The 23,734-nt window shown below is 64.5% G+C and carries 23 protein-coding genes and 1 pseudogene; 15 read left to right on the top strand and 9 right to left on the bottom strand.

Translation table 11 applies throughout. The annotated features are described in order from the left end of the window. Positions 1-377: 377 nt before the first annotated feature. Both ACFVSI_RS09065 and ACFVSI_RS09060 read left to right on the top strand, forming a co-directional pair. Positions 378-1,538, top strand: a complete 1,161-nt coding sequence (locus ACFVSI_RS09065) for a Gfo/Idh/MocA family oxidoreductase (RefSeq protein ID WP_387822174.1) — start codon at positions 378-380, stop codon at positions 1,536-1,538. Further along, positions 1,535-2,329 (top strand): TIM barrel protein, encoded by a 795-nt coding sequence (locus ACFVSI_RS09060; protein WP_387822171.1) that lies wholly within the window; start codon positions 1,535-1,537, stop codon positions 2,327-2,329. The genes ACFVSI_RS09065 and ACFVSI_RS09060 overlap by 4 nt, the downstream gene beginning before the upstream one ends. A 58-nt stretch (positions 2,330-2,387) precedes the next feature. Here the strand turns inward: ACFVSI_RS09060 and ACFVSI_RS09055 are convergent, their stop codons facing one another. Together ACFVSI_RS09055 and ACFVSI_RS09050 are read right to left on the bottom strand one after the other, a co-directional pair. Continuing rightward, positions 2,388-3,383: a Gfo/Idh/MocA family oxidoreductase gene (locus tag ACFVSI_RS09055; protein ID WP_387822169.1), complete on the bottom strand. Its 996-nt coding sequence runs from the start codon at positions 3,381-3,383 to the stop codon at positions 2,388-2,390. Between the two features lies 1 nt (position 3,384). Next, on the bottom strand, positions 3,385-4,584 hold the full coding sequence (locus ACFVSI_RS09050; protein ID WP_387822166.1) for a Gfo/Idh/MocA family protein: 1,200 nt from the start codon (positions 4,582-4,584) through the stop codon (positions 3,385-3,387). Between the two features lie 114 nt (positions 4,585-4,698). On the opposite strand from ACFVSI_RS09050, the gene ACFVSI_RS09045 reads away from it, so the two are divergent. Beyond that, positions 4,699-5,721: a LacI family DNA-binding transcriptional regulator gene (locus ACFVSI_RS09045; RefSeq protein ID WP_387822163.1), complete on the top strand. Its 1,023-nt coding sequence runs from the start codon at positions 4,699-4,701 to the stop codon at positions 5,719-5,721. On the opposite strand, the gene ACFVSI_RS09040 is transcribed toward ACFVSI_RS09045, so the two are convergent. Continuing rightward, a complete protein-coding gene (locus ACFVSI_RS09040) occupies positions 5,718-6,137 on the bottom strand; it encodes a YybH family protein (protein WP_387822160.1) in 420 nt (139 codons plus the stop codon). The genes ACFVSI_RS09045 and ACFVSI_RS09040 overlap by 4 nt on opposite strands. Before the next feature lie 58 nt (positions 6,138-6,195). Between ACFVSI_RS09040 and ACFVSI_RS09035 the strand changes: the two genes are divergently transcribed. Next, positions 6,196-6,843: a TetR/AcrR family transcriptional regulator gene (locus ACFVSI_RS09035; RefSeq protein ID WP_387822157.1), complete on the top strand. Its 648-nt coding sequence runs from the start codon at positions 6,196-6,198 to the stop codon at positions 6,841-6,843. On the opposite strand, the gene ACFVSI_RS09030 is transcribed toward ACFVSI_RS09035, so the two are convergent. After that, positions 6,821-7,684, bottom strand: a complete 864-nt coding sequence (locus ACFVSI_RS09030; RefSeq protein ID WP_387822154.1) for a DMT family transporter — start codon at positions 7,682-7,684, stop codon at positions 6,821-6,823. The genes ACFVSI_RS09035 and ACFVSI_RS09030 overlap by 23 nt on opposite strands. A gap of 86 nt (positions 7,685-7,770) precedes the next feature. Between ACFVSI_RS09030 and ACFVSI_RS09025 the strand changes: the two genes are divergently transcribed. Next, positions 7,771-8,622, top strand: a complete 852-nt coding sequence (locus ACFVSI_RS09025) for a LysR family transcriptional regulator (RefSeq protein WP_387822152.1) — start codon at positions 7,771-7,773, stop codon at positions 8,620-8,622. 50 nt (positions 8,623-8,672) lie between these two features. After that, entirely contained in the window at positions 8,673-10,481 is a 1,809-nt protein-coding gene (locus tag ACFVSI_RS09020; protein WP_387822150.1) for a thiamine pyrophosphate-requiring protein, read from the top strand. A gap of 13 nt (positions 10,482-10,494) precedes the next feature. Here the strand turns inward: ACFVSI_RS09020 and ilvD are convergent, their stop codons facing one another. Beyond that, positions 10,495-12,357 carry a dihydroxy-acid dehydratase gene (ilvD, locus tag ACFVSI_RS09015; RefSeq protein ID WP_387822147.1) on the bottom strand — a complete coding sequence of 621 codons (1,863 nt, stop codon included), beginning with the start codon at positions 12,355-12,357 and terminating at the stop codon, positions 10,495-10,497. Positions 12,358-12,443: 86 nt separating this feature from the next. Here ilvD and ACFVSI_RS09010 point away from each other — a divergent pair, with 86 nt between their 5' ends. Next, complete coding sequence (locus tag ACFVSI_RS09010) at positions 12,444-13,277, top strand: helix-turn-helix transcriptional regulator (protein ID WP_262276976.1); 834 nt, start codon at positions 12,444-12,446, stop codon at positions 13,275-13,277. An 18-nt stretch (positions 13,278-13,295) separates the two neighbouring features. On the opposite strand, the gene ACFVSI_RS09005 is transcribed toward ACFVSI_RS09010, so the two are convergent. From ACFVSI_RS09005 to ACFVSI_RS08995, 3 genes are all read right to left on the bottom strand, one after another. Next, a complete protein-coding gene (locus tag ACFVSI_RS09005) occupies positions 13,296-14,246 on the bottom strand; it encodes a cation diffusion facilitator family transporter (protein WP_387822144.1) in 951 nt (316 codons plus the stop codon). Between the two features lie 106 nt (positions 14,247-14,352). Further along, entirely contained in the window at positions 14,353-15,459 is a 1,107-nt protein-coding gene (locus ACFVSI_RS09000) for an EAL domain-containing protein (protein WP_387822142.1), read from the bottom strand. 132 nt (positions 15,460-15,591) lie between these two features. Beyond that, positions 15,592-16,179 (bottom strand): MarR family winged helix-turn-helix transcriptional regulator, encoded by a 588-nt coding sequence (locus tag ACFVSI_RS08995; protein WP_387822139.1) that lies wholly within the window; start codon positions 16,177-16,179, stop codon positions 15,592-15,594. Between the two features lie 85 nt (positions 16,180-16,264). Here ACFVSI_RS08995 and idi point away from each other — a divergent pair, with 85 nt between their 5' ends. Genes idi through ACFVSI_RS08965 form a run of 6 tightly spaced genes read left to right on the top strand, consistent with a single transcriptional unit; the run spans position 16,265 to position 22,028 of the window. Next, the gene (gene idi / locus ACFVSI_RS08990) at positions 16,265-16,819 is read left to right on the top strand and encodes an isopentenyl-diphosphate Delta-isomerase (protein WP_387822136.1); all 555 of its coding nucleotides are present in this window, start codon (positions 16,265-16,267) and stop codon (positions 16,817-16,819) included. Then, positions 16,816-17,913 (top strand): polyprenyl synthetase family protein, encoded by a 1,098-nt coding sequence (locus tag ACFVSI_RS08985; RefSeq protein WP_387822134.1) that lies wholly within the window; start codon positions 16,816-16,818, stop codon positions 17,911-17,913. The genes idi and ACFVSI_RS08985 overlap by 4 nt, the downstream gene beginning before the upstream one ends. Next, positions 17,910-18,815 carry a phytoene/squalene synthase family protein gene (locus ACFVSI_RS08980; RefSeq protein ID WP_387822131.1) on the top strand — a complete coding sequence of 302 codons (906 nt, stop codon included), beginning with the start codon at positions 17,910-17,912 and terminating at the stop codon, positions 18,813-18,815. The genes ACFVSI_RS08985 and ACFVSI_RS08980 overlap by 4 nt, the downstream gene beginning before the upstream one ends. Beyond that, complete coding sequence (gene crtI, locus ACFVSI_RS08975) at positions 18,812-20,464, top strand: phytoene desaturase family protein (protein ID WP_387822129.1); 1,653 nt, start codon at positions 18,812-18,814, stop codon at positions 20,462-20,464. Before ACFVSI_RS08980 ends, crtI begins: the two co-directional genes overlap by 4 nt. Then, positions 20,464-20,814 carry a lycopene cyclase domain-containing protein gene (locus tag ACFVSI_RS08970; protein ID WP_387822127.1) on the top strand — a complete coding sequence of 117 codons (351 nt, stop codon included), beginning with the start codon at positions 20,464-20,466 and terminating at the stop codon, positions 20,812-20,814. Before crtI ends, ACFVSI_RS08970 begins: the two co-directional genes overlap by 1 nt. Continuing rightward, entirely contained in the window at positions 20,811-22,028 is a 1,218-nt protein-coding gene (locus ACFVSI_RS08965; protein ID WP_387822124.1) for a prenyltransferase, read from the top strand. Before ACFVSI_RS08970 ends, ACFVSI_RS08965 begins: the two co-directional genes overlap by 4 nt. Here the strand turns inward: ACFVSI_RS08965 and ACFVSI_RS08960 are convergent. After that, positions 22,023-22,544 carry a MarR family winged helix-turn-helix transcriptional regulator gene (locus ACFVSI_RS08960; RefSeq protein ID WP_387822121.1) on the bottom strand — a complete coding sequence of 174 codons (522 nt, stop codon included), beginning with the start codon at positions 22,542-22,544 and terminating at the stop codon, positions 22,023-22,025. The genes ACFVSI_RS08965 and ACFVSI_RS08960 overlap by 6 nt on opposite strands. A 111-nt stretch (positions 22,545-22,655) precedes the next feature. Between ACFVSI_RS08960 and ACFVSI_RS08955 the strand changes: the two genes are divergently transcribed. Continuing rightward, positions 22,656-23,447 (top strand): tryptophan-rich sensory protein, encoded by a 792-nt coding sequence (locus ACFVSI_RS08955; RefSeq protein WP_387822118.1) that lies wholly within the window; start codon positions 22,656-22,658, stop codon positions 23,445-23,447. Positions 23,448-23,520: 73 nt separating this feature from the next. Next, a pseudogene (locus ACFVSI_RS08950) lies at positions 23,521-23,734 on the top strand (HNH endonuclease); the annotation flags it as partial.

Raw genomic sequence — 23,734 nt, 5'->3', positions numbered from 1 at the left:
CGACCGCACTAGCCCGTTCACGCAGCGATGGCGCCCCGGGCGGGCCCCAGAACCCGCCACACCCATCGCTGCCAACTGTGCCGATGACACGCGACGCAGCCGAAAAGGGCAACGGCGCTGTACGCGGTCAATGACATGGGCACTGGATATGTACTCGGATCCCCCAAAACATGACGCGGAGTTCTGAAGAATATTTTTCGGCAAGGTCTTTTTGACAGAAAAATCAGCACTCTTGAGGGGCCTGCCGCAGTTTTTCCGAATCACCCAACGACTGCGGCTGTCCCGCTGATGCTACTAGAACGATCTAGACACCAGGGTCACCACCATGCGACCATAATGAGAGCTAGAACGATCTAGACCCCCTACAAGGAGACCCAATGACGTACCTCCAGCACCCGGCAGCCGAAGACCGCCCCGTCCGCATCGCTGTCATCGGCGCAGGCTGGATCGGCAGGTTCCACGCCGAGTCCATCGCACGCCGCGTTCCCCATGCCCGCTTGGAAGCCATCGTCGATCCCGTCCTCCCTGCCGTTCAGGAGCTTGCCACCAAACTTGGCACCACCAAGATCAGTACTGACGTTGCCGATGTGCTGGCGGATCCGGACGTCGACGCAGTGCTCATCGCCTCACCCCTGCGCTTCCATGCCGAGCTGATCACCGCTGCCGCCCAGGCCGGGAAGGACGTCTTCTGCGAAAAGCCGGGCGGACGAACCATCGCCGAACTGGACGAGGCCATCGACGCAGCGGCGAGTGCCGGCGTCGTACTCCGCTTTGGCTTCAACCGCCGCTACTCCGCCGACTTCGCCGCGGCACGCAAGCTCATCGACGACGGCACAGTGGGCACTCCGCAGCTGCTCCGCTCCCTGACCCGCGATCCCGGGACGGAAGCCGGGCTCAGCAATCCGGAGCGAATCGCGCCGGGGACCATCTTCCTGGAGACCCTGATCCACGACTTCGACACCCTCAACTGGCTCAACCCGGGCGCCGTCCCGGTCACGGTGCACGCCGTCGCCGATGCCTTGGTGGCACCCGAGGCGAAGGCCGGCGGCCTGCTCGATACCGCCGTCGTGACCGTCACCTACAGCAACGGCGCCATCGCGGTGGCGGAAGCGAACTTCAATGCACTGTACGGCTACGACGTGCGCGGCGAGGTCTTTGGTTCGGCCGGCATGGTCACCGTCGGAACGCCGCAGGCCACGAATGCCACCAGCTACACCGCTGCAGGCATCGCCTCCGGGACGTCCCGCCTGAACATCCACCTCTTCCACGACGCGTACACGGCGGAGCTCGCGCACTTTGCGGACGACGTCGCAGCACGCCGCGGCTACGCGGGAGAACGCACGACGGCGGCCGCCCCGCCTGCCGCCGTGGCAGCTTCCTCCGTGTCAGCGCCGGGTGGAGCGGACGCACGGAATGCCCTGGCCGTTGCTTTGGCTGCATTCAAATCCGCGGAGACCGGACTGCCGGTTGAGGTTTCGGAGATCGCAGAACTACAGGCTGCGGAGCCGGCCCTCGTCCTCCAAGGAGCCGGCGCATGAGCTTCCGCCTCGCGGTCTGCGCCGAAATGGTCTACGGCGAGCTGCCGCTGATTGAGCGCGTGCGCAGGATCCACGGCCACGGTTTCGAGGTGGAACTGTGGGACACCCGGGGACGGGACATTGGCGCACTTGCCGCAACAGGTGCCAGGTTCTCATCCATGAGTGGCTACTTCGGCGGGAGCGTCATCGATCCCGCCAACGCCCACGAGGTCCTGGCTTCGGCGGAGAAGCTCATTCCGACGGCCTTGGAGTTGGGCGTGGAACGGATGGTGGTGCACCCGGCCGAACTGGGCGAGGGCGGCCGTGCGGTGCGGCCCACCCATCGCTCCGCAGGGGAGATGTGGCTGACGGGCCTCCGCACCCTCGAGCAGCTCGGCGCGCTGGGCGAAAAGCACGGCATCACGTTCGCGTTGGAGAACCTCAACACGATCCTCGACCACCCGGGGATTCCGCTCGCCCGGGCCAAGGACACCCTGGCACTGGTGCAGGCCGTGGACCACCCCAACGTCAAGATGATGCTGGACCTCTATCACGCACAGATCGGCGAGGGGAACCTGATCGAGCTGGTCCGCACAGCCCAACCGTTCACGGGCGAGATCCAGGTGGCCGACGTTCCCGGGCGCTTCGAACCCGGGACCGGGGAGATCAACTACCGGGCCATTGCCAAGGCACTCCGTGAGGTGGGATATACAGGAGTGATCGGCATGGAGGCGGGAGCCGTGGGCGGGGAGAGCGTCGAAGCGGGAGATGCAGCCCTTGCCGCCTTCCGCGCCGCTTTCTCCCCCAAGTAGGGGACAGCAAACGTCGCTACGAGCACCCAGTGCGACATGTGCTGTCCCCTACTTGGGTTCAGTACTTGATGGGTTCCAGGCGGCCGGAACGGAGGGAAAGCACGGCCGCTTCGGCGATGGCTTGAGCTTTCAGGCCGTCCTCGAGTGAAGGGGTCGGGGCGGTGCCTCCGTCCAGAGAAGCCACGAAAGCTGCGAGGGCCGCGGCATACGTTGGCTGCACCCGCTCGAACCAGCCCGGGTGAAGCCCGTCCTCCACCACGGATGTGCCCGCATACCGGGACACCGCTCCGTTTCGGTGCCGGCGGGCTTCCACCATCCCCTCGGACCCCATGATCTCGATCCGCTCGTCATACCCGTAGCCCGTGCGGCGCACCGAGTCAATCTGGACCAACGCCCCGCCGGGGAGCCGCAACGTGACCGCGGAGGTGTCGACGTCGTCGTAGGCCGCGACGCCGGGCTCCGCCAAAGCCGAGCCGGTGGCGAAAACCTCCACCGGGTCCAGGCCGGAGAGCCAGCGCGCGAGGTCGAAGAAGTGGACGGTCTGGTCGCGCATCTGCCCACCGGAGACAGCGATGTAGGACAACGGCGGCATGGACGGGCCGCGCGAGGTGAGCTGGATGAGCTCCACCGCGCCGATCTCCCCCGAATCCACCACGCGCTTGAGCTCGGCGTAGTCGCGGTCGAAGCGGCGGTTGAAGTCCACCATGACGGGCACCCCGGCTTCCCGGGCGAAGGCGGCGGTCTCGCGCGCCTGGTCCAGGTCGAGGTCGATCGGCTTCTCGCACAGCGCTGCAATTCCGACGGCGGCCGCCCGGCGAAGGTGCTCGGCGTGGGTATCGGTGGAGGAGGCGATGAAGACGGCGTCGATCGCCTCAGGATCAAAGACCTCCTCGAGCGTCGTTGCGGCTGAGGCGCCATGCGCGGCGGCGAGGGTTTCTGCGCGCTGTTGGTCGACGTCGTACACCAGCCGGAAGTCGATCCCCGGGTGTGCTGCGAGGTTGGCGGCGTGAACGGAACCAATGAAGCCGGCTCCGATAAGGGCGAAACGGGGCATGTCAGACTACTGCTTTCTCTAGGTCAGATGTCTCCAGGGCGGACGTGGGGACTGTCCACGCGGAGTCATCGTGGTGCGACGCGGCGACGGCCTCGACGAACTGGACACCGATCAAGCCGTCCACGCCCCTGGGGAAGGACAACTCACGCTCCTGGAGCGGCGTGCCGTCGCGACGGGCGCGCAGAACCTCGGCGAGGTCCGAGTAGAAGTTGGCAAAGGCCTCAAGGAAGCCCTCCGGGTGGCCCAGGCCGACCCGCGTGAGCCGGGACGCGTCGTCGTGCAGGGTGCTGAGCCCGTGCGTCAGGATGGTGGTGGCGCCGCCGAGGTCCTGGACCCTGAGGTGGTGCGGGTCCTCGTGCTGCCACTCCAGGCTGCCCTTCTCTCCGTACACCCGGATGCGGAGGCCGTGGTTGTGGCCGGTTGCAGCCATGCTGGCCCACAGCCGCGCTGGAACCGAGCCAGTCAGTTCGAGTTCCACGGTGGCGTTATCGAAGACGCGGCGCCCAGGCACGAACGTCTGTAAGCGGCCGGACAAGCGCTCGGCTTCGAGTCCAGTGATGTAGCGGAGCAAGTGGAAGGCGTGCGTGCCGAGGTCTCCCACGACGCTCGGGAAGCCGGCAATGTCCGGATTCGTCCGCCACTTGGCCTGCTTGTGGCCCTCATTCTCGAGCGGCGTTGCTGCCCAACCGGAGGCGTGCTCGACGTCGACAAAGCGGATGGCGCCCAGCTCGCCATTGCGTACCATCCGGGCCGCCTGGCGGACCATGGCGTAGGCGGAATAGCAGTGCGGGACAGCCAGGATGGCGTTATTCTCCCCGGCGACCCGGACCAGCTCGGCCGCGGTTGCGGAGTCCCGGGTCAGCGGCTTTTCGCACACCACGGAGATGCCCTTTTGCAGGAACGTCCGCGCGATCTCGAAGTGGCTGTCGTTCGGGGTCGCGACCACAACCACATCCACGCCGTCCTCCCGGGCGGCTTCGGCGGCGGCCATCGTCTGGATGTCGCCGTAGTTGCGGTCCGGCTCCACGCCGAGTTCGACGGCGGTGGCCCGGGAGCTGCTCTTATCCCGCCCGAAGATTCCAGCCCGGAGATCGTAGTGGCCGTCCAGCCGCATGGCGTAGCGGTGGGTCTTGCCGATGTCGGCGCCCGGACCGCCTCCGACCATTCCGGCGACCAATTGCCGCGAATTCGGTGCACTCATTGAAAGATCCTCATTGACTCTTTGGAAATTACTTGGACCGGTCCATAATGGAGGTGACAAGCACAACGCGTCAAGCCCCTAAGCTTGATGGAAGCTGGCGAGAGGAGATACTGCATGCCGCCCACCAAGCCCACCATCCGCGACGTCGCGAGCGCTGCGGGGGTCTCCAAATCCTTGGTCTCACTGGTCCTTCAGGGCTCGCCGAACGTGAGTGAGAGCCGCCGTCGGGCAGTTCTGGAAGCCATGGAGCAATTGGGGTACCGGCCCAACAGGCTGGCCCAGCGCCTGTCCGGCCCGAGAAGCGGAACCATTGGCGTGATGCTCAACGACATCCGCAACCCCTGGTTCGTGGAGCTGTTGGAGGGGCTCACGGCATCGCTGCATGCAGCGGGGGTCTCACCGGTCCTGGCGGACTCCTACACCGACAACCGCGTGGGGCGCAGTTCCGTGGAGACCCTGCTGGAGCAGCGGATTGATGGACTGGTGGTGGTCGGCACCACTATGGAATCCAGCGCGATCGAAAAGGCCGCGCAGACTGTCCCTGTGGTCCTGGCTGGAACCCGCGAACCCGTGCTGCCCGGCGTCGACATAGTCGTCAACGATGACGACGCCGGTGCGCGCCAGGCGACCGAACACCTCCTTGCGCTCGGGCACCGGAGGATTGCACACCTGCAGGGCCCGGCCGAGGTAGGCAGAATCCGGCGGGAATCGTTCGAACGGACCATGCGCGGCGTCGGACTCGAGCCGGTGGTGGTGGCCGGCGGCGTGAGCGAGGAAAGCGCCTACGCCGCCGCCAGCCGGCTCTTGTCCGGAAAGGACAGGCCAACCGCGATCTTTGCCTACAACGACATCGCCTGCATTGGCGCACTGTCCGCGGCCGACGACCTGGGCCTGTCCGTACCCGAAGACCTTTCACTCGTGGGCTACGACAACACCTACCTGGCCAAGATCCGGCACCTCTCCCTGACCTCCGTGGACAACGGCAACCTGGCAGTGGGCGTCGAGGCCGGAAAGTTCATCCTGCAGCGTCTTTCCGCACCGGACTTGCCCGGGAGGGTTCATCAAGTGCCCTCGGAGCTGCAGGTACGGGGATCCTCGGGGGACGCGCCCCTGCAAGACCTCAGCAACGCAGGCTAGCGCGGTCCGGGAATGTCGGAGTGCCGGTGAATGATCCGCCACTCGTTCTCCTCAAAGCGGTAGATGTGCGTGGTTCTCATTGTGTAGGTGGCAGGCTTGCCGTCAACCACGGTGCTGCTGTGCTCGTAGCCAACCACGTAGGCCAACGAGCCGCTAACGCCCGCGGCCACCACATCGAACTCGAATCCCAGGGCTCCCCCAAAACCCTTTGCCGCCTGGCGGAACTTGTCCTCAAGCTCCACCCAGCCCACGCCCTCAAACTGGGCTCCGAACAAGGTCACGGGGTCATCGTGGGACCACATGGCTATCCGGGGGCCGGGATCTCCGCGGTGCAAAGCAGTGGTCAGCCCCCGCTGCTTGGGCAGGACTTCGGCCAGGAAGTGATCAACGGCCACCGGGACTGCACTGGTATCCATGACATTCGCCAGATTTCAATATAGTTGAACTGTTTTGAATACTGTTATTATGCATCCAATGAAAGAAGCGAACAAGAGGCAGTACGACTCGTCCCGCCGCCGCGAGCAGGCCAATGAGACGCGCGTCCGCATCATCTCGGCCGCCCGGGCTCTGTTCATCACGCAGGGGTACGGCCAGACGACCATCAAACAGATCGCCCTCGAAGCAGGCGTGGCTGCTGAGACTGTTTACGCAGCTTTCAGGAACAAATCCGCATTGCTGCGCCAGGTTTGGTATGTGGATTTCCGCGGGGACGAAGACCAGCATGCACTGTACGACAGGCCCGAAATGCAGGCCATCCTCGCCGAGCCGGACCTGATCGCCAGAATCCGCCGGCATGCCATCTTTGTCACTGCCAACAACAGGCGCATGGCACCCCTCCTGGACGCCTTGACCGGCGCCGCCGCCACCGAACCCGATGCTGCACGAATGCTTGAAGAATGGGCCGGGCGCCGCCTGGACGTTGCCACGCGTTACGCTGCGGCTGCGGCTGCAACAGGGCAACTCGCAACCACCGAAGACGAATGCAGGGACATCCTCTTCGCCACTATGGATGGAGCGCTCTGGAGCAGGCTGGTGGAGCAGCGCGGATGGAGTGATTCCAAATATGCAGCCTGGTTGGGCGAGGGCTGGATCAGTTCGTTCAGCCGGGCTCAGGATCGTTGAGCTTTGAACGCCCCAGCAGCAGCACGCCCACGTTGGCGGCCACGATCAAAGCAATTCCCGCCCACTGCATCAGCTCCAACTCCTGCCGCAGCACCAGCGCTCCGATGATCGCGGCGAACACGGGATTGACGCTCATCAGGATGCCGAAGAGGCTCGCCGGAACGCGCCGCAGGGCGATCAGGTCCGCAACATAGGGCAGGACCGAGGCCAAGACGCCCGCCCCCACGGCGCACAGGACCGCCAGACCGTCCACTGGCCGGCTCAGGAAAACGACGACGGCGACAGGCAGGAAGAGCGTCGCCGACACCCCCGAGGCGGCCGCCGTGCCCTGGATGCCTTGAATGCGACGGCCCACCACCCGGTTGAGGAGGATGTAGGCGGCCCAACTGCATGCTGCCATCAGGCCGAAGCCAATGCCCACGAAGTCGGTGGAGGCTTCGGGGCGGGTAATGAGTACTACACCAGCAGCTGCGGCGATGGCACAGAAGGCGCCCGCCTTCTGCCTCGAGCTGATCAAAGCTACGGCCAACGGGCCCAGGAACTCCAAAGTCACGGCAAGGCCCAGGCCAATCCGCTGGATCGAGGCATACAGTCCCAGGTTCATGGTTCCGAAAGACAGTGCCAACAGGAGCACGGGCCACCATTGCTGCCAGCTCAGCTCCCGCAGCTTGGGTCGCACGGTCGGAAGCAGGACTGCCGCAGCCACAAGCTGGCGGACGGCCACCACACCTACTGGCCCCATCACCGGAAACGCGAGTGATCCGGTCGCTGCTCCGAGTTGGTTGGAGAGAGCACTGGCCACCAGAGTGGCGGTTCCGCCCGCCGCTGCGCTTCTGTTCATGGTGAGAGTGTGCGCCGTAAAGAATCAGTCGCTAAATGCATGAATGACCCTATTTATGCGGCGGATGCATGAATAGGATGGGCATCATGGACGTGGAGTTTCGACAACTGCGGTGCTTGGCAGCAGTAGTTGACGAGGGCACGTTTACGGATGCCGCAATTGCCCTGCGAATGTCGCAAGCAGCCGTTTCACGTAATATCGCAGCCCTCGAGCAGGCCATCGGCGCTACGCTGCTGGAGCGGACAACCCGCATGGTCAAACTGACCCCGGCCGGTGAGCGTGCGCTCGCGAAGGCCCGGCGGATCCTGGCGCTGCTGTCAGAGCTTGAACGCGAAGCCCGCGGCGACGCCGGACTGGTGCGGATCGGCTACGCCTGGTCAGCGCTGGGTGAGCACACCACCGCGTTCCAGCGCCAGTGGCGGGAGCGCTTCCCCGCCACCGAGCTGCAACTGGTCCGTTCCAATACACCCAGCGGCGGGTTGCTGGACGGGACCACAGACCTTGCCATCCTTCGTCGCCTTCCGGGAGCGACCGGCGTCGAACATGTCCGCATCGGCGAGGAAAAGCGCTACTGCGCCTTGTCCGCCGACGATCCTCTGGCTTCCCGCCGGAGTGTCAGCCTGGCACAAATCGCCGCGGGTCCCGTGGCCATGGACTTGCGGACCGGAAGCACCACCCTGGAGCTGTGGCCTGCGGAGATGCGACCGCAGCAAGTCATTCCCATTGGTGACATCGACGATTGGTTGACCGTCATCGGCAGCGGTTCCGCCCGCGGGATCACGGCAGAGTCCACGGCCCACCAATACCGCCGACGCGGAGTCGTTTATCGCCCGGTCAGGGACGCGCCAACACTCCCCGTATACGCGGCCTGGCTGACGAAGGATCCCCCGCGGGAGTGCGCCTCGATCGTGCAGCTCCTGGAGTTCGTCTACGCCTGACCACCCCCTCTGCCTGCCGCAGAATCCATCAGTATGCTTACTATGGGGGCATGACTCAGCGAACGGTTTCGGATCTGATCGTGGAACGGCTCAAGGCTTGGGGCGTTAACAGGGTGTTCGGCTACAGCGGCGATGGGATCAACGGCTTCATGGGAGCCCTGCGCCGCACCGAAGGCGAGGTGGAGTTCGTCCAAGCCCGGCACGAGGAAGCTGCAGCATTCATGGCAGTGGGCCACGGGAAGTACACCGGGGGCGTTGGCGTGGTCACCTCCACCCAAGGCCCGGGCGCAGTCCACCTGCTCAACGGGCTCTACGACGCGAAAATGGACGGCGTCCCGGTAGTCGCGATCATCGGACAACAGAGCCGGACCGTTCTGGGTTCGGCCTACATGCAGGAAATCGACCTGCTCACGCTCTTCAAGGACGTTGCCGCCCAGTTCGCGCAACTGGCCAGTTCCGCGGAGCAGGTTCCGATGCTGATCGACCGGGCCTTCCGGACTGCCCTCGAAACCCGCACACCGTGCGTGGTCATCGTCCCGCACGACCTGCAGACTGCCGAAGCCCCGGAGCTCGAACCCGAACATGGCATCGTGGTGACAGCCCCCGTGTGGCACCCCGCCCGCGTGATGCCCCGCGAGGAAGAACTGGAGGCCGCGGTCGAAATCCTCTCCCAAGGTGAGCGGATTGCCTTCTTCGTTGGCCAGGGCGCAAGGAAAGCCCGGGACGAAGTGGTTCAGCTGGCAGAAAAGCTCAACGCGGGCATCACCACCAGCCTGCTCGGGAAGCCCTACGTGGACGAAACCCTGCCCTTCGCCGCCGGGACCATGGGCCACCTCGGTACAACGGCGAGCTCGCATCTCCTGGAGAACTGCGACACCCTGCTGATCATTGGATCCAATGACCCCTGGACCGAGTTCTACCCCAAACCGGGACAGGCCAGGGCGGTCCAGATCGACATCGACGGACGTAAAATCGCCAACCGCTACCCGGTGGAGCTGGGCTTGGTGGGCGACGCTGCCGAAACCCTGCAACAGCTGTCCGTCCGCCTCGATGCCAAGCAGCAGGAGAAGGAAAGCCAGCGCGCCCAGTGGCGTTCCGACGTCGAAACCCAGGTCAGCGCCTGGCGGCACCTTTCAGAAGAACGCGCCAACCTCCCCGCTGAGCCGGTAAACCCCGAGTTGGTGGTCCGCGAGCTCAGCGGCAGGCTCCCCGACGACGCCCAACTGAGTATCGACGTCGGCAGTTGCGTTTACTGGTACGCGCGCCAATTGATCCTCCCGCCGGGAGTCCCCGCCCACCTCAGCGGCACACTCGCCAGCATGGGCTGCGCCATTCCGTACGGCCTGGCCGCCAAGCTCGCCCACCCCGAGCGGCCACTCGTGGCATTGGCAGGGGACGGCGGGATGCAGATGCTGGGCTTGGCCGAGCTGATCACCGTGGCTCATCGCTGGCGGAACTGGGCGGATCCACGGTTTGTGGTGTGCGTCTTCAACAACCGTGACTTGGCCGAGGTCTCCTGGGAGCAGCGCGAAACCGAGGCCGAACCGCGCTTCCCAGCAAGCCAGGAGCTCCCGGACTTCCCCTTCGCCGCCTATGGCGAGTTGCTGGGCTTGGCCGGGGTGCGCGTGGAGGACCCCAGCAAACTTGGCGAGGCCTGGGACTTCGCGCTTACTGCTGACCGGCCCGTGATCCTGGAGGTCAGGACGGACCCCAACATCCCCCTGCTTCCCCCCTTCCCGGCAGGAGAGGAGAAGCTTGAGGGCATGAGGTCCGCCCTGTCCCAGGAGGGTCCCCTCGGCGAGCATGCACGCAAACTTTTGGATAGCTACGCGGAGGGTGAATCGAAACTACGGGGCTAGGGGCTCTCCAGTACTAGAGGTTCTCCACCAGGGAGACGTCGCGAACGGCGCCCTTGTCAGCGGACAATGCCATGGCAGCGTAGGCACGCAGGGCCGGGGACACTTGGCGGTCGCGGTTCTTGGGCTTGTAGCCGCCGTTGACCAGGAGCTTCTCGCGGCGCTCGGCCAGGATCTCCTCGGAGACCTTCAACTCCAGCGAACGCTGGGTGATGTCGATGCTGATGATGTCGCCGTTCTCCACCAGGGCGATCTCTCCACCGGAGGCAGCCTCCGGTGAGATGTGGCCGATCGACAGTCCGGAGGTACCCCCTGAGAAGCGCCCGTCGGTGATGAGGGCGCACTTCTTGCCCAAGCCACGGCCCTTGAGGAAGGACGTCGGGTAGAGCATTTCCTGCATGCCCGGACCGCCACGGGGGCCTTCGTAGCGGATGACCACTACGTCGCCTTCCTTGACGGTCTTGTTCAGGATCATTTCAACGGCCTCGTCCTGGGACTCGCACACAATGGCAGGCCCTTCGAACTTCCAGATGGACTCGTCCACGCCCGCGGTCTTCACCACGGCGCCGTCCACGGCGATGTTGCCGCGCAGCACGGCAAGGCCGCCGTCCTTGGAGAAGGCGTGCTCCACGGAGCGGATGCAGCCACCCTCGGCGTCGGTGTCCAGGGAGGTCCATTCGTTCGACTGCGAGAACGCCGTGGAGGAACGGACGCCACCGGGTGCAGCGTGCCACAGGGCCTGGGCTTCCCCGGTAGCCTTGCCGCCGCGGATGTCCCAGTCGTCCAGCCAGCCGTCGAGGTCGTTGGAGTGCACCGAGTGGACGTTCTTGTGCAGGAGGCCGCCGCGGTTCAGCTCACCGAGCAGTGCGGGGATGCCACCTGCGCGGTGCACATCCTCCATGTAGTAGGTCTTGTTTCCGGCGACGTTCGGAGCCACCTTGGCAAGGCACGGAACCTGGCGGGACTTGGCGTCCATTTCGGCCAGGCCGTAGTCCACGCCTGCTTCCTGGGCCGCCGCCAGCAGGTGCAGGATGGTGTTGGTGGAGCCGCCCATGGAGATGTCGAGCGCCATGGCGTTGTCGAAGGCCTCGGCGGTGGCGATGTTGCGCGGCAGTACGGAGTCGTCGTCGCCGTCGTAATAGCGCTTGACGAGGTCGACGATCGTGGCGCCGGCCTTCTCATAGAGCGCCTTGCGCGCGGTGTGGGTGGCGAGCACGGAGCCGTTGCCCGGCAGGGCCAGGCCGATGGCCTCGGCAAGACAGTTCATGGAGTTGGCCGTAAACATGCCGGAGCAGGATCCACAGGTGGGGCAGGCGTTCTCTTCGATGAGGTTGATGTCTTCATCGGAGATGGACTCGTCCACTGCGTCGGCAATCGCGTTCACCAGGTCCAAGGAGCGCACGGAACCGTCAGTCAGGGTCACGCGGCCGGCCTCCATGGGGCCACCGGAAACGAAGACCACCGGGATGTTCAGACGCAGCGCGGCCATGAGCATGCCGGGGGTGATCTTGTCGCAGTTGGAGATGCAGACCAGTGCGTCGGCGCAGTGTGCGTTGACCATGTACTCAACAGAGTCTGCGATCAGGTCGCGGGAGGGCAGCGAATAGAGCATGCCTGAGTGGCCCATGGCGATGCCGTCGTCGACGGCAATGGTGTTGAACTCACGCGGCACGGCACCGGCAGCAAGGATCGCGTCGGAGACGATCCTGCCCACGGGCGCGAGGTGCGTGTGGCCGGGGACGAACTCGGTGAAGGAGTTGGCGACGGCGATGATTGGCTTGCCGATGTCCGAGTTGGCGACGCCGGAAGCGCGCAGCAGTGCGCGGGCGCCGGCCATGTTGCGGCCGTGGGTAACTGTTTTAGAGCGAAGTGCAGGCATAAGTACCATCCTGATTGTCGGGGCGGGTCCCGGGAAGACGGTGTCACTACTAGTACTGAAAGTACCAGAGTAATAGTGTTGTCAGCGTGAAAGACGAGAGGCGAAAGGAACTGGGGCTCTACCTCAGGACCCGCCGGAACCAGGCACTGCGCTCCGACTACGGGCTCCCTCCTGTGGGGCGCTCCCGCGAGCGCGGGCTCCGAAGGGAAGAAGTCGCCTTCCTCTCCGGGGTCAGCGTCACTTGGTACACGTGGCTGGAGCAAGGCCGCGATATCAGCCCCTCCCGCCAGGTCCTGGAATCCGTGGCACGCGCCTTGCACCTCTCCGATACAGGATTGGGCTACGTGCTCTCGTTGGGTGGCTACTCCTCAGCGTTGCCCAAGGGGCCTGTGGCCGCTGATGCGCCCGCCCACGTGCAGCGGCTGCTGGACGCTTTGGACCCCAACCCTTCGTACGCTCTTTCCCCCGATTGGGGCGTGGCAGGGTGGAACCGCGCCTATGAGGCGCTGTATCCAAACATCGGAACGTTCGACGCCGCCGACAGGAACCTTTTGTGGCTGGTGTTCACCGACCCCTATGTCCGGGATCTGCTGCCGGACTGGGATGTCACCAGCAAAAGGTTCCTCGCCGAATTCCGGGCCGAAACAGGGCAACGCCTGGGTGATCCGGACGTTGCCTACCAAGTGGAACGACTCAAGGAGGCCAGCCCGGAGTTCCAGGAGAGTTGGGACCGCTACGACATCCTCGGCTTCGAATCCCGTGAACGGTTGTTCCATCATCCGGCTGTGGGAGTGCTCCAGCTCGAGCATCACCAGGTTTCGCCGTCGGACCGGCCAGACCTGCATATCGTGGTCTATACGCCAGCACCCGGGAGTGACGCCGGCGGGCAGATGCAACGGCTGATGGAAACTGCGCCATAGCCGTTTCCTGCAACAGCGCTATGGCTTCAGCGACACTTCATCCGGGGTGGCCAGCGTCAACACTGCCTCCTCCACGGTTTCGTGTCCCTCCAGCTCACTCTCGATCCTGCGCAGCACGACGGCGACCTCGTGTTCCGGATGGTCGCCTTGGAGATCCACCGCTGCCACGAGGTAGAGCTTGCGGGGGCCGACGAACTCCAGATGCAGGTACGTGAGCCGGGCGATGTCCTTGTGCTCCAGCAACTGCCGGCCCATGGAACGTTCGATGTCCGGGGTAACCCCCTGGCCCACCAGGAACCGTCGATTGCGGTCGATCAGCACCACGGCAACAACCGCCAACAGGACGCCGACCACAATCGAGCCCACTGCGTCCGGGACCGGCGATCCCGTGACCTGATGGAGGAACACTCCGGTAAAGGCGATGACCAGGCCAACCAGCGCGGCGGCATCCTCGGCGAAAACCGCACGCAGCGTCGGATCGGAGCTGACCAAAACCTGCTCCAAGGTTCTGCGTTCCAACTCCCTGGCCGCCTTGCGGGTCTGGCGGAAGGCCTGGACGAAGGAAAGGCCTTCCAGGACGAAAGCCACGGCCAGCACCAGATAGGCAATCAGGAAGTCCGATGCGGGCTCCGGATCAATGATCTGCTGGATTCCGTGCATGATGGAGACCACGGCCCCGGCGGTGAACAGTCCGAAGGCCGCGAACATGGACCAGACATAGGCTTCCCGGCCATATCCCATGGGGTGGCCCTTATCCCTAGGACGTTGTGATCGGCGCTCCGCCATGAAGAGGAACACCTGGTTTCCGGTGTCCGCCCAGGAGTGCGCGGCCTCGGCAGTCATGGACGCAGATCCCGTGAGTGCGGCCGCCACCGATTTCGCAGCGGCAACCAAGGTGTTCGCCGCGGAGGCAATGATGACGGTCAGCAGGGTGGAACCGGTGTCCGCCTTTTCCCGGGATGCAGCCATAGGGATACCGTACCCATCACAAGCCCGGATAAGCGCCGCACAGGCGAGGACCCGCGCAGGCGAGGCTCCGCCCTCGTGAGGGCCGGCGTCGTCAGTTCAGCGATAGTCAGCCCGCGCGCTGAGGTTCCGTCTGGGCGCGGACGCTCCAGGCCGACCAGTCCAGCGGATGGACCGAAGGGCGTCCCAGCAAGTACCCCTGCGCTGCGGTGACGTTCAGTGCCGTGACTTCCTCAAGTTCCTCGGCCGTTTCGATGCCCTGTGCGTGGACCTCCGCACCGATATCGCGGGCGAGCTCCACAATTGCCCCCGCCCGGAGCTTCTGGCCCTCGTTGCTTGCGATTCCTTCAATCAGGTGGCGGTCCAGCTTGATGATGTCGGGCCGGAGTTGCTCAATGCTGTCCAACGAAACCAAGGCGGCGCCCGAAGCACTGATCGAGACCCGCAGCCCCAAGGCACGGAGCCGTTCGAGGCCTTCACCGTCCGGTTGGGCCGCGATCGCTTCGAGGCCACCGGTCAATTCAACGATAATTCTTTCCGGCGCCAAGGCAGCAGCCGCCAGCAGGTTCCGCACCCTGGGATCGCGCGAGGTAGCGGGGGTCAGGTTCAACGCGACGAACATGTTTTCCGGGACGTCGTGCGCGGCCATCAGCGCGCAATGCAGTGCAGCTATCTCCAGTTCGGTTCCCAGTCCCGCAGCGGCGGCTTCACTGAACCAAACGTCGGCGCCGGCACCGTCCTCACCAATGAACCGGGTCAAGGCTTCGACGCCGATCGGCTCGCCTTTGGGGAGGGAATGGACTGGCTGGAAAGCGGTCAGGAGGAGCTTGTCGGCCAGGACGGATTGAATGCCGGCACGGACATCGTGACTGACGGGAACCAGGACGGTCCGCGAAGCATCGGAGGACTCCAGGTGCAGGTTGGCGTGCTCAATCTGGACAGGAACGGTGGCCGCCGGCTCTGTTGCCTTGCGGGTGAGGAGCAAGTGCTGCAGCAGGGCACCCTCGGGATCGTCCGGACGCGCATCAAGCAGCTCCCGGAGCTTGTTCCTGGCTCCCTCGCTGCGTGGTTCGGCGTCCTCAAGAATGGACTCGATGATGTCCAGGACCTGAGCCCGCATGGTCAGTTCGTCCGCGAAGGGCATCTCCCCCGAGCCCTCCTGTTTGCTGCCGTGCGCGTCATTATCCGGTGAAAGAGAGCCCGCTTCTTGAGCCATCAATTATTCCTTTGTGTGTCCCCCGCTGGCGAAGCCAGACAACTGCCGGCCCGCCGCATGCGGGCCTTGCCTCGAATCTTACAGAGAAAAATGTCAGCTGGCTCACACTTCCTGCCTGAATCGCAGGGGTCCTTAGCCGGAGGTCGCAGCCCAGGTCGCGTCGCCGACCTCAATTTCCTGCGCCATGTCACCCAGGAACCGTGTCACGACCTCGCGCTCCTCCGGGGCGAGTCGGGCGGCCGCCAGGAACCGCCCGGCCTGCTGCTTGCCCACAGTCCGCATGGCCGCAGCGTGGGTTTCCGGGGTGATGGCTATCGCAAGGGCTCTTCGGTCGGACGGGTGCGCATGCCTGGTGACATGGCCGCCGCGCTCAAGCCGGTCGAGCAACTTGGTGGTGGACGCCGTCGAAATATTCAAGTGGGAGGCTATCGCTCCGGGGGTGGCGATGACGCCTTGGTTGGCGCAGACGATGAGGTAGTGCAGTGCGCGCATGTCGGATTGGTTCAGTTTCATGTAACGGAGGGAAGCATCGGCGAGCCGCTGTTCGGCGTCGCGGAGCCTTCCGAGCGAGGCCATGAGTTCGCTGATTTGCCGGACATCGCCTTCCGAAAGACCGGACCGGTCAATCAATTGGTGATGGGGATCGTTCGCGTCCAGGTGATAGATCCCGGCCGGCACCGGGAAGCCGGAAGTCTCCGGCATATCTTCAGGACTGGACATGCTGAGTATGTTACACCCAACTTCTTACATGGTAGCCTTTCTTCTAGCTTGTCTAGCAATATCTGCACTGGGAGGAAGGCACAGGATGAACGCGACAGAGATGGTGGTCCTCCTTGACGACGCCGGCAGGCCCATCGGCGAGGCCCCCAAATCCCGGGTGCACACCCGGGAAACGCCGCTCCACCTTGCGTTTTCCTGCTACCTCCTCAACGACGACGGCGAAATCCTCCTGACCCGCCGTTCGCCGGAAAAGAAAACCTGGCCCGGAATCTGGACCAACAGCTTCTGCGGTCACCCCGGCCCAGGCGAAGATCCCCTGGACGCGGTAACGCGCCGTGCACACTTCGAACTGGGAGTGGACGCCAACAGGATTGAACTCGCCCTCCCCCACTTCCGCTACAGGGCCGTTGACCCAACCGGCATCGTGGAGAACGAGATCTGCCCCGTCTATGTCGCCCGGATCAGCGGTGAGGTAGACCCCAACCCCGCCGAGGTGGCGGACTGGGCGTGGATGTCTCCGGCACTGCTGGCGAGATCCCTGGAGCGCAGCCCAGCCGTTTTCAGCCCCTGGCTGGGCCTTCAATTCCCGCAACTCCTTGAGGCACGGGCACTCCAGCCCGGGACCGGAGCAAAAGCATGACCGTCACCTCCGGCGCTTTACGCAGCCGCACCGACCTCTGCATCGCGATCGAAGATGAGCTAAGCAGCCTCATCGGCAAACGGGCCGGCGCAGCCACTGCCTATGGCCCCCACTTCACCAGGCTCTGGGAACTCGCAGGCCACAACGTCCTCGGCGGAAAATTCGTCCGACCCCTGCTGTTGATGGAAACTTTCGACGCCCTCCGGCAACCCGGGACAAACCGCCGCGAAACTGCCATCAGCATTGCCGCCGCGATCGAACTCCTCCACTACTCCTTCCTGCTGCACGACGACGTGATCGACGGCGACCTCGTCCGGCGCGGGCACCCCAACCTCATCGGTTCCCTCCTCGCCGAGGCCCAGGCGCTTCCCCGGAACACCATTGAAGGCGCCCGTGAAGGCAGCGACCTCCACTGGGCCCAAACCGGCGGCATCCTCATGGGGGACATGCTCCTCGCGGCCACCCACCAAGCCTTCGCCCGGGCAGACCTCCCCCACACGCTCAGGTTGCGCCTACTGGATCTCCTGGAACACACCATCAACGAAACAGTGGCTGGTGAGCAGCTGGATGTTGGCCTGGGCGACGGAATCATCGACCCCGGCCTCGAAACCATCCTCGTCATGTGCGGCTACAAGACGGCCACCTACACCTTCGAGCTTCCCTTGCGGGCCGCCGCAGCGCTGGCAGGTGCCGACTTCGCCGTCGAAAATGCGCTCGCTACCGCCGGCCGCCATCTGGGCCTGGCCTTCCAGCTCCAGGACGACCTCCTGTCCACGTTCGGGGATCCTCGCCAGCACGGCAAGGATCCTTTTTCGGATCTTCGCGAAGGCAAGGAAACAGCGATCATCGCCCATGCCCGCACCACCTCGTCATGGGCGGATATCGAGCCGTTCTTTGGCAGGTCAGAACTCAATGGCGCCGAGTGCGAGCGTGTCCGCCGCCAACTGGCCGACTGCGGGGCCGAGACCTTCGTCAACGGTCTCATCAAGGAACAGATGCAGGCCTTCACCGATCTCACGAGCAGCACCATTCCGCCGGGCGTGTGCCGGGTTTTGCTTGATCTCGCCGGGCAACTGGAAGGACGGCAGTCATGAGCGTCGCCATGGACACCTCTCTTACCCAATTCACCCGGACCGCCGAGAGTGCCGCCAACCAGGTCATTGCGGCTTACTCGACATCGTTCGGCCTGGCCTGCAAACTGCTGGGGCCGCGGCACCGCCAACATGTGCGCAACATCTACGCCCTGGTGCGCGTCGCGGACGAACTCGTGGACGGTGTCACCGCCGAGGCGGGGCTCAGCTACCAGGAACAGTGCGATGCCCTGTCGCACTTCATCGATGAGACCCACCGCGCCGTGAAACTTGGCTACAGCAGCGATCTCATCATCCATGCGTTCGCACAGACCGCCAGGGCGGCCCGGATCGACGGTTCCCTGATCGATCCGTTCTTCGAATCGATGCGCACCGACCTCGGCGAGCGCTCTTCTGCCCCGGCGGGTCCCCTCCGCTTCGACGCCGATGCGCACCAAGGTTACGTCCACGGTTCCGCCGAGGTGGTGGGGCTGATGTGCTTACGCGTCTTCATGCGGGATGAAAACATCGACGACGGCGGCGCCGAGGCCCTCCAGTACGGCGCCAGCCGCCTGGGAGCTGCTTTCCAGAACATCAACTTTCTTCGCGACCTCGCCGATGACACCACGCGCCTCGGCCGGAACTACCTGGGCACGTCCGAGCATCTGGAGGACCGGGACCGCATGAGATGGGTGCGCACCATCAGGGCCCAGCTGGCCGATGCCAACGCCGTCATCCCGCTCCTGCCGCATGACGCCCGGGCAGCTGTCCGCAGCGCCCTATCGCTTTTTACTGCCCTGACGGACAAGATCGAACAGACCACCGTGGACGAGCTCTACCGTTCACGGGTCCGTGTTCCCGATGCGGTGAAAGCCGGTCTCGCCGCACGTGCCGTCGCCTCAACCTGGATGGAGCTGCACCGATGAAACGGACAGTCGTGATCGGCGGTGGCATCGCTGGGCTTGCCACCGCCGCACTGCTCGCCCACGAAGGACACGAGGTCCAACTCCTGGAGCAGCGCAGCGAAATGGGCGGCCGGGCTGGAAGCATGGAACGCAACGGCTTCCGCTTCGATACCGGACCCTCCTGGTACCTCATGCCGGGCGTTTTCGACCACTTCTTCGAGCTTTTGGGCACCAGCACTGCGGAACAGTTGGACTTGCGCACCCTGAGTCCCGCCTACCGCGTCTTCAGCGAACCTCACGACGACGGCGGCCGGCCGGAGCCGTTGACCGTCCCCTTGGGCAGCGAACAGGTTCTGGAGACGTTCGAAAAAGTGGAGCCCGGAAGCGCCAAGGAGCTCTCCGCCTACCTGGCATCGGCACGCCACACCACAGAGATGGCCGAGCGCTTTTTCCTCTACAACCCCTTCACCAAGCTCCAAGCCCTGCTCCAGCCCGAGGTGCTGCGGAGCCTGCCCAAACTGGCGCAACTTCTCCTGACTCCCTTGGACAAGTACGTGGCCCATCGCTTCCAGCATCCGGTCCTGCGGCAAGTGCTGGGCTACCCGGCCGTTTTCCTTGGCACAAGCCCCTCCGACGCGCCGGCGATGTACCACCTCATGAGTGCCTTGGACCTGGGCGACGGCGTGCAGTACCCCATGGGAGGTTTCCGGGAACTCGTGAACCGGCTTGAGGCCTTGGCTCTCGAAGCAGGGGTCCGCATCCACACCGGTGCCCAAGCCCTCAAGATCACCACCCGCGAAACCACACGGACCAAGAAAGTGGGCCGCTTTGACGGCGTGAAGCTTCCCGCGGCCCTCTCCGGCAAGGACCACCGCGAAGTGACCGGGGTGACGTGGCGCGATACCTCGGGGAATGAACACTACATCGTGGCGGACCTGGTGGTCTCCGGCGCCGACCTGCACCACACCGAAACCCAGCTTCTGGGCGTGCGGGACCGCAGCTACCCCAATTCCTGGTGGCAGCGGCGTACCAGCGGACCGGGCGCCGTCCTGGTGATGCTGGGAGTCAAGGGCAAACTCCCGGAACTGCCGCACCATTCACTGTTCTTCACCCGGGATTGGGAAGCGAACTTCGCTTCCATCTTCGGAGCGGAAACCAGCATTCCCGATCCTGCGTCGATTTACGTCTGCAAACCCAGCGCCACAGATTCCGCTGTGGCTCCCGCCGGCCATGAGAATCTCTTTGTCCTGGTCCCGGTCCCAGCCGATCCGGCACTCGGTTCCGGCGGCCCGGACGGAACCGGCGACATCCTCATCGAACGAACCGCCGACGCAGCCATCGGGCAGATCGTCGAGTGGGCCGACATCCCCGACCTTCGCGAACGGATCGTTGTCCGGCACACGATCGGTCCAGCCGACTTTGCCCGGGACTACAACTCCTGGCGCGGCGGCATGTTGGGACCGGCACACACCCTGGGACAAAGCGCCATGTTCCGGGCACAGAATGCCTCAAAGCGCGTGCAAGGGCTCTACTACGCGGGAGCCACTACCGCTCCGGGCGTCGGCGTACCCATGTGCCTGATCAGTGCCGAGCTGGTCCTGAAAAGAATCCGCGGAGACCACAGCACCGGCCCTGTCAGCGTGAGGCCCGTAGCCAGCAGGATTGGCTGATGGGTGTCCTTTACCTGGTTTCGTTGTTGCTCGGCATCACCTGCATGCTGCTGCTCGACCACAGATTCCGGCTGTTTTTCTGGCACAACGCAAAAGCAGCGGCGACCGTGACCGCCGTCGGGCTGTTGTTCTTCCTCGGCTGGGACGCGGCCGGCATCGGGCTGGGGATCTTCCTCCGCGGAGAAGGGAACGTCGCCACGGGTATCCTGCTTGCTCCGGAGCTGCCCATCGAGGAACCCGTATTTCTGCTTTTCCTGACCCTGTGCACCATGGTGCTGTACACCGGTGCCCGGCGGCTCCTGTTCCCTGTGCCGGGGAAGCGTCGCGAGAGGGAGCGTGAAAACGTATGACCTACCTTTGGCTCGCACTCCTCTTCGTGGCCGCGGCAGTGGTGGCGGGGGTTGCTTTTGCCTGCCAGGGATCCCGCCGCGGTGAGTCCCGCCGGCATTGGCAAGCCGCGGGCCTGGCTTTCGCGGCCCTCGCTGTCCTGACTGCGGTGTTCGACTCCGTCATGATCGGGATGGAGCTCTTCCACTACGACACTTCGCACCTCTTGGGTGTCACGGTTGGCCTGGCACCCATTGAGGACTTTGCCTATCCGCTGGCCGGCGTGGTGGCACTCCCTGGCCTATGGATATGGCTGACCCGACGACGTGCGCGCGGCGGCAGCGAGCGCCGTCACGGGGAGCCCAGGCTCAAAGGCCTCATTCCCCAGGCGCTGCTGGCATCACGCCCCGTCAGCTGGATCAACACCGCCTATCCGTTCGCCGCGGCCATGCTGCTGACCACCCGCCAGATCGACTGGGTTCTGGTGGTGGGAACGTTCTACTTCCTGATCCCGTACAACCTGGCCATGTACGGCATCAACGACGTCTTCGACTACGAATCCGACCTGAAAAACCCACGCAAAGGCGGCATCGAAGGCGCCCTGCTCCAACCACGGCTCCACCGGCCCATGCTGTGGCTCGCCGCCATCACCAACATTCCGTTCCTTCTGGTGCTGGCGCTCGCGGGAGGCCCGTCCGCGTGGCTGCCGTTGCTGGCGAGCGCGTTCGCGGTGGTGGCATACTCCGTAGCCGGACTCCGCTTCAAGGAGCGCCCGGTCTTGGACTCAATAACGTCCAGTACGCACTTCGTAAGTCCCGCCGTCGTCGGCCTTGCGATTGCCGGCGCCGAGGTGACGCCCGGACTCATCATCCTGCTGGCCGCGTTCTTCCTCTGGGGAATGGCCGCACATGCCTTCGGCGCCGTCCAGGACATCGAACCCGACCGGCAGGCCGGCATCGGATCCATAGCGACAGTCATCGGTGCCCGCCGAACGGTGCGGCTCGCCGTCGTGCTGTGGCTGGTAGCCGGCCTGGCCATGCTGGCGACCCCGTGGCCCGGGCCGCTCGCGGCGGTCATCGCCATACCGTACATCGTCAACTGCGCGCCGTACTGGAACGTGACGGATCCGACGGCGGCGCGCACCAATGCCGCATGGCGGCGGTTCATCTGGCTTAACTACGGTTCAGGATTCCTGGTGACGCTCATTCTGATCCTGCACTGGAGCCTCACGTCATGACCCGGCTGGCTCCTCGGGGTCTTCATCGATGGTGTCCATCGCCTCCCGCATGTGCAGGAGGAAGTCCACCACGACGCGGGACTCGTCGGAGCTCAGTGCAGAAGCAGCGTCCAGCATCCGGCGGTGCATCCCGCCCAAGGTGTGGCGCACTTCCTGGTCCGACCCCGGCGTGGCCTTCAGAACCAGTGCGCGGCGGTCCGTGGGGTGCGGCTCCCGCCGGATATGGCCCGACTCCACCAACCGGTCGATCAACGTTGTCATGGATGCCGACGTTATCCCCAGCTTGTCCCCCAGGTCCTTCGGCTTCATTACCCTCCCGGCAGCTTCGGCCTCAAACAGGTAACGCAGTGCCAGCAAGTCTTTCTCGCCCATCCCCATGGAGGAACGTGTCCGGCGGCGCATCGCTTGTTCGGAGGCCCGATAGTCCCTCAGTGCGTTCAGGACATCAATGGCGATGGCCTTCTGTCCAGGGTCTTTTCCGTACCAATAGCCCCTTGCGTGGCCTTCCGTATCCATCCGATGTTCCTTCGATAAGCGTAAAGCTCGCTTCACTAGCAATTTGATAGTAAGTCACGGACCCCGCGAATGCATGAAACCGTACAGCCCAGAAGGAAAGAGGCTCAGCACATGGCAACCGGAAGCCCTGATTTCAGGCGGCAAATCACTGTGACAGCCAGCCTGGTTGTCTGCATCGTTGGCTCGATGATCGGCGTCGGCGTCTTTGGTGGGACGCCCATTGCGCAGGCCGCAGGCGGTGCCTTGGCAGCCGACTCCACCCTGCTCGCACCGGCTACGCCCGCCTTCTCGATCTGGTCCGTGGTGTACGCAGGGCTGATTGGGTACACCGTGTGGCAGTGGCTGCCATCGCAGCGCTCAAATCCCCGGCAGCGCGCCCTGGGCTGGGTCGTTGCCGTGTCCATGATCCTTAACGCCGCGTGGATCCTGTCCGTCCAGGCTGGTTGGCTTCTTGTCAGCGTTCTGGTGATTCTGGCACTTCTGGTGACGTTGGTCCTGGCCTTTCTGCGGTACAGCCAGACGCGCTCTTACTCGTGGGTTGAAGCTGTGGTGGTGGACGGAACCGTGGGGCTCTACCTCGGCTGGACCAGTGTGGCCGTGTGCGCCAATATTGCGGCGGCGTTGAAGGCCTTTGGTTTCTCCGGCTTTGGTCTGCGGCCCGAGCTGTGGTCGGTTGCCGTGCTGGCAGTTGTTGCGGCGGTTGGGGTGGCTTTGGCCGTCAAAGGCCACGGCAGGCTTGCATTGGCCGCTGCCATCGCATGGGGCTTGGCGTGGATCACCGTTGGCCGCAGCTCCGACGCCCCCGAGTCATTCCCGACGGCGATCGCTGCTGCCGTCGCTGCTGCCCTGGTCCTGGGTGCTGCGATCACGGTGCGGGCGCGGGTGGTGTTGGCTGCGGCCTAGGGATTGGCTGGCTTTTCCACATAGGGCTGACGGTGCCTTTTGGGTGCTGTTGTTGGTTGGAAGAGTTGGGGGTATGGAACAGATTGAGGGCGGGCAGGCGATAGGAACTGGCGCGCCCTTGTCAGGCGTGGCTGATTGCATCGTTGCCATCGGCTCGTTTCCCTTGAGCGCCCATACCGGGGAGCTGATTGATCAGCTTCGAGAGTTGGAGGATTTGAAGTCGGCGATCTGTGGGTTGCAGGCGAGGGTGGCTGTTGCTTTTGATGCGGCCCAGCGTGCCAGTGAGG

The sequence above is a fragment of the Paenarthrobacter sp. NPDC057981 genome (genome assembly GCF_042886835.1).
Taxonomy (GTDB): domain Bacteria; phylum Actinomycetota; class Actinomycetes; order Actinomycetales; family Micrococcaceae; genus Arthrobacter.
Note: the sequence above shows the minus strand (reverse complement) of the source record. Positions and strands in the feature narration are given on the sequence as shown.

What these genes read in the sequence shown, in the direction of transcription:
- idi (WP_387822136.1), top strand. Translation starts at nt 16,265, where the DNA reads ATGAACGCGACAGAGATGGTGGTCCTCCTTGACGACGCCGGCAGGCCC.
- ACFVSI_RS08980 (WP_387822131.1), top strand. Translation starts at nt 17,910, where the DNA reads ATGAGCGTCGCCATGGACACCTCTCTTACCCAATTCACCCGGACCGCC.
- ACFVSI_RS09065 (WP_387822174.1), top strand. Translation starts at nt 378, where the DNA reads ATGACGTACCTCCAGCACCCGGCAGCCGAAGACCGCCCCGTCCGCATC.
- ACFVSI_RS09060 (WP_387822171.1), top strand. Translation starts at nt 1,535, where the DNA reads ATGAGCTTCCGCCTCGCGGTCTGCGCCGAAATGGTCTACGGCGAGCTG.
- ACFVSI_RS09035 (WP_387822157.1), top strand. Translation starts at nt 6,196, where the DNA reads ATGAAAGAAGCGAACAAGAGGCAGTACGACTCGTCCCGCCGCCGCGAG.
- ACFVSI_RS09050 (WP_387822166.1), bottom strand. Translation starts at nt 4,584, where the DNA reads ATGAGTGCACCGAATTCGCGGCAATTGGTCGCCGGAATGGTCGGAGGC.
- ilvD (WP_387822147.1), bottom strand. Translation starts at nt 12,357, where the DNA reads ATGCCTGCACTTCGCTCTAAAACAGTTACCCACGGCCGCAACATGGCC.
- ACFVSI_RS08955 (WP_387822118.1), top strand. Translation starts at nt 22,656, where the DNA reads ATGGCAACCGGAAGCCCTGATTTCAGGCGGCAAATCACTGTGACAGCC.
- ACFVSI_RS08970 (WP_387822127.1), top strand. Translation starts at nt 20,464, where the DNA reads ATGGGTGTCCTTTACCTGGTTTCGTTGTTGCTCGGCATCACCTGCATG.
- ACFVSI_RS09020 (WP_387822150.1), top strand. Translation starts at nt 8,673, where the DNA reads ATGACTCAGCGAACGGTTTCGGATCTGATCGTGGAACGGCTCAAGGCT.
- ACFVSI_RS09025 (WP_387822152.1), top strand. Translation starts at nt 7,771, where the DNA reads ATGGACGTGGAGTTTCGACAACTGCGGTGCTTGGCAGCAGTAGTTGAC.
- crtI (WP_387822129.1), top strand. Translation starts at nt 18,812, where the DNA reads ATGAAACGGACAGTCGTGATCGGCGGTGGCATCGCTGGGCTTGCCACC.
- ACFVSI_RS09040 (WP_387822160.1), bottom strand. Translation starts at nt 6,137, where the DNA reads ATGGATACCAGTGCAGTCCCGGTGGCCGTTGATCACTTCCTGGCCGAA.
- ACFVSI_RS09030 (WP_387822154.1), bottom strand. Translation starts at nt 7,684, where the DNA reads ATGAACAGAAGCGCAGCGGCGGGCGGAACCGCCACTCTGGTGGCCAGT.
- ACFVSI_RS08960 (WP_387822121.1), bottom strand. Translation starts at nt 22,544, where the DNA reads ATGGATACGGAAGGCCACGCAAGGGGCTATTGGTACGGAAAAGACCCT.
- ACFVSI_RS08985 (WP_387822134.1), top strand. Translation starts at nt 16,816, where the DNA reads ATGACCGTCACCTCCGGCGCTTTACGCAGCCGCACCGACCTCTGCATC.
- ACFVSI_RS09045 (WP_387822163.1), top strand. Translation starts at nt 4,699, where the DNA reads ATGCCGCCCACCAAGCCCACCATCCGCGACGTCGCGAGCGCTGCGGGG.
- ACFVSI_RS08995 (WP_387822139.1), bottom strand. Translation starts at nt 16,179, where the DNA reads ATGTCCAGTCCTGAAGATATGCCGGAGACTTCCGGCTTCCCGGTGCCG.
- ACFVSI_RS09055 (WP_387822169.1), bottom strand. Translation starts at nt 3,383, where the DNA reads ATGCCCCGTTTCGCCCTTATCGGAGCCGGCTTCATTGGTTCCGTTCAC.
- ACFVSI_RS09000 (WP_387822142.1), bottom strand. Translation starts at nt 15,459, where the DNA reads ATGGCTCAAGAAGCGGGCTCTCTTTCACCGGATAATGACGCGCACGGC.
- ACFVSI_RS08965 (WP_387822124.1), top strand. Translation starts at nt 20,811, where the DNA reads ATGACCTACCTTTGGCTCGCACTCCTCTTCGTGGCCGCGGCAGTGGTG.
- ACFVSI_RS09005 (WP_387822144.1), bottom strand. Translation starts at nt 14,246, where the DNA reads ATGGCTGCATCCCGGGAAAAGGCGGACACCGGTTCCACCCTGCTGACC.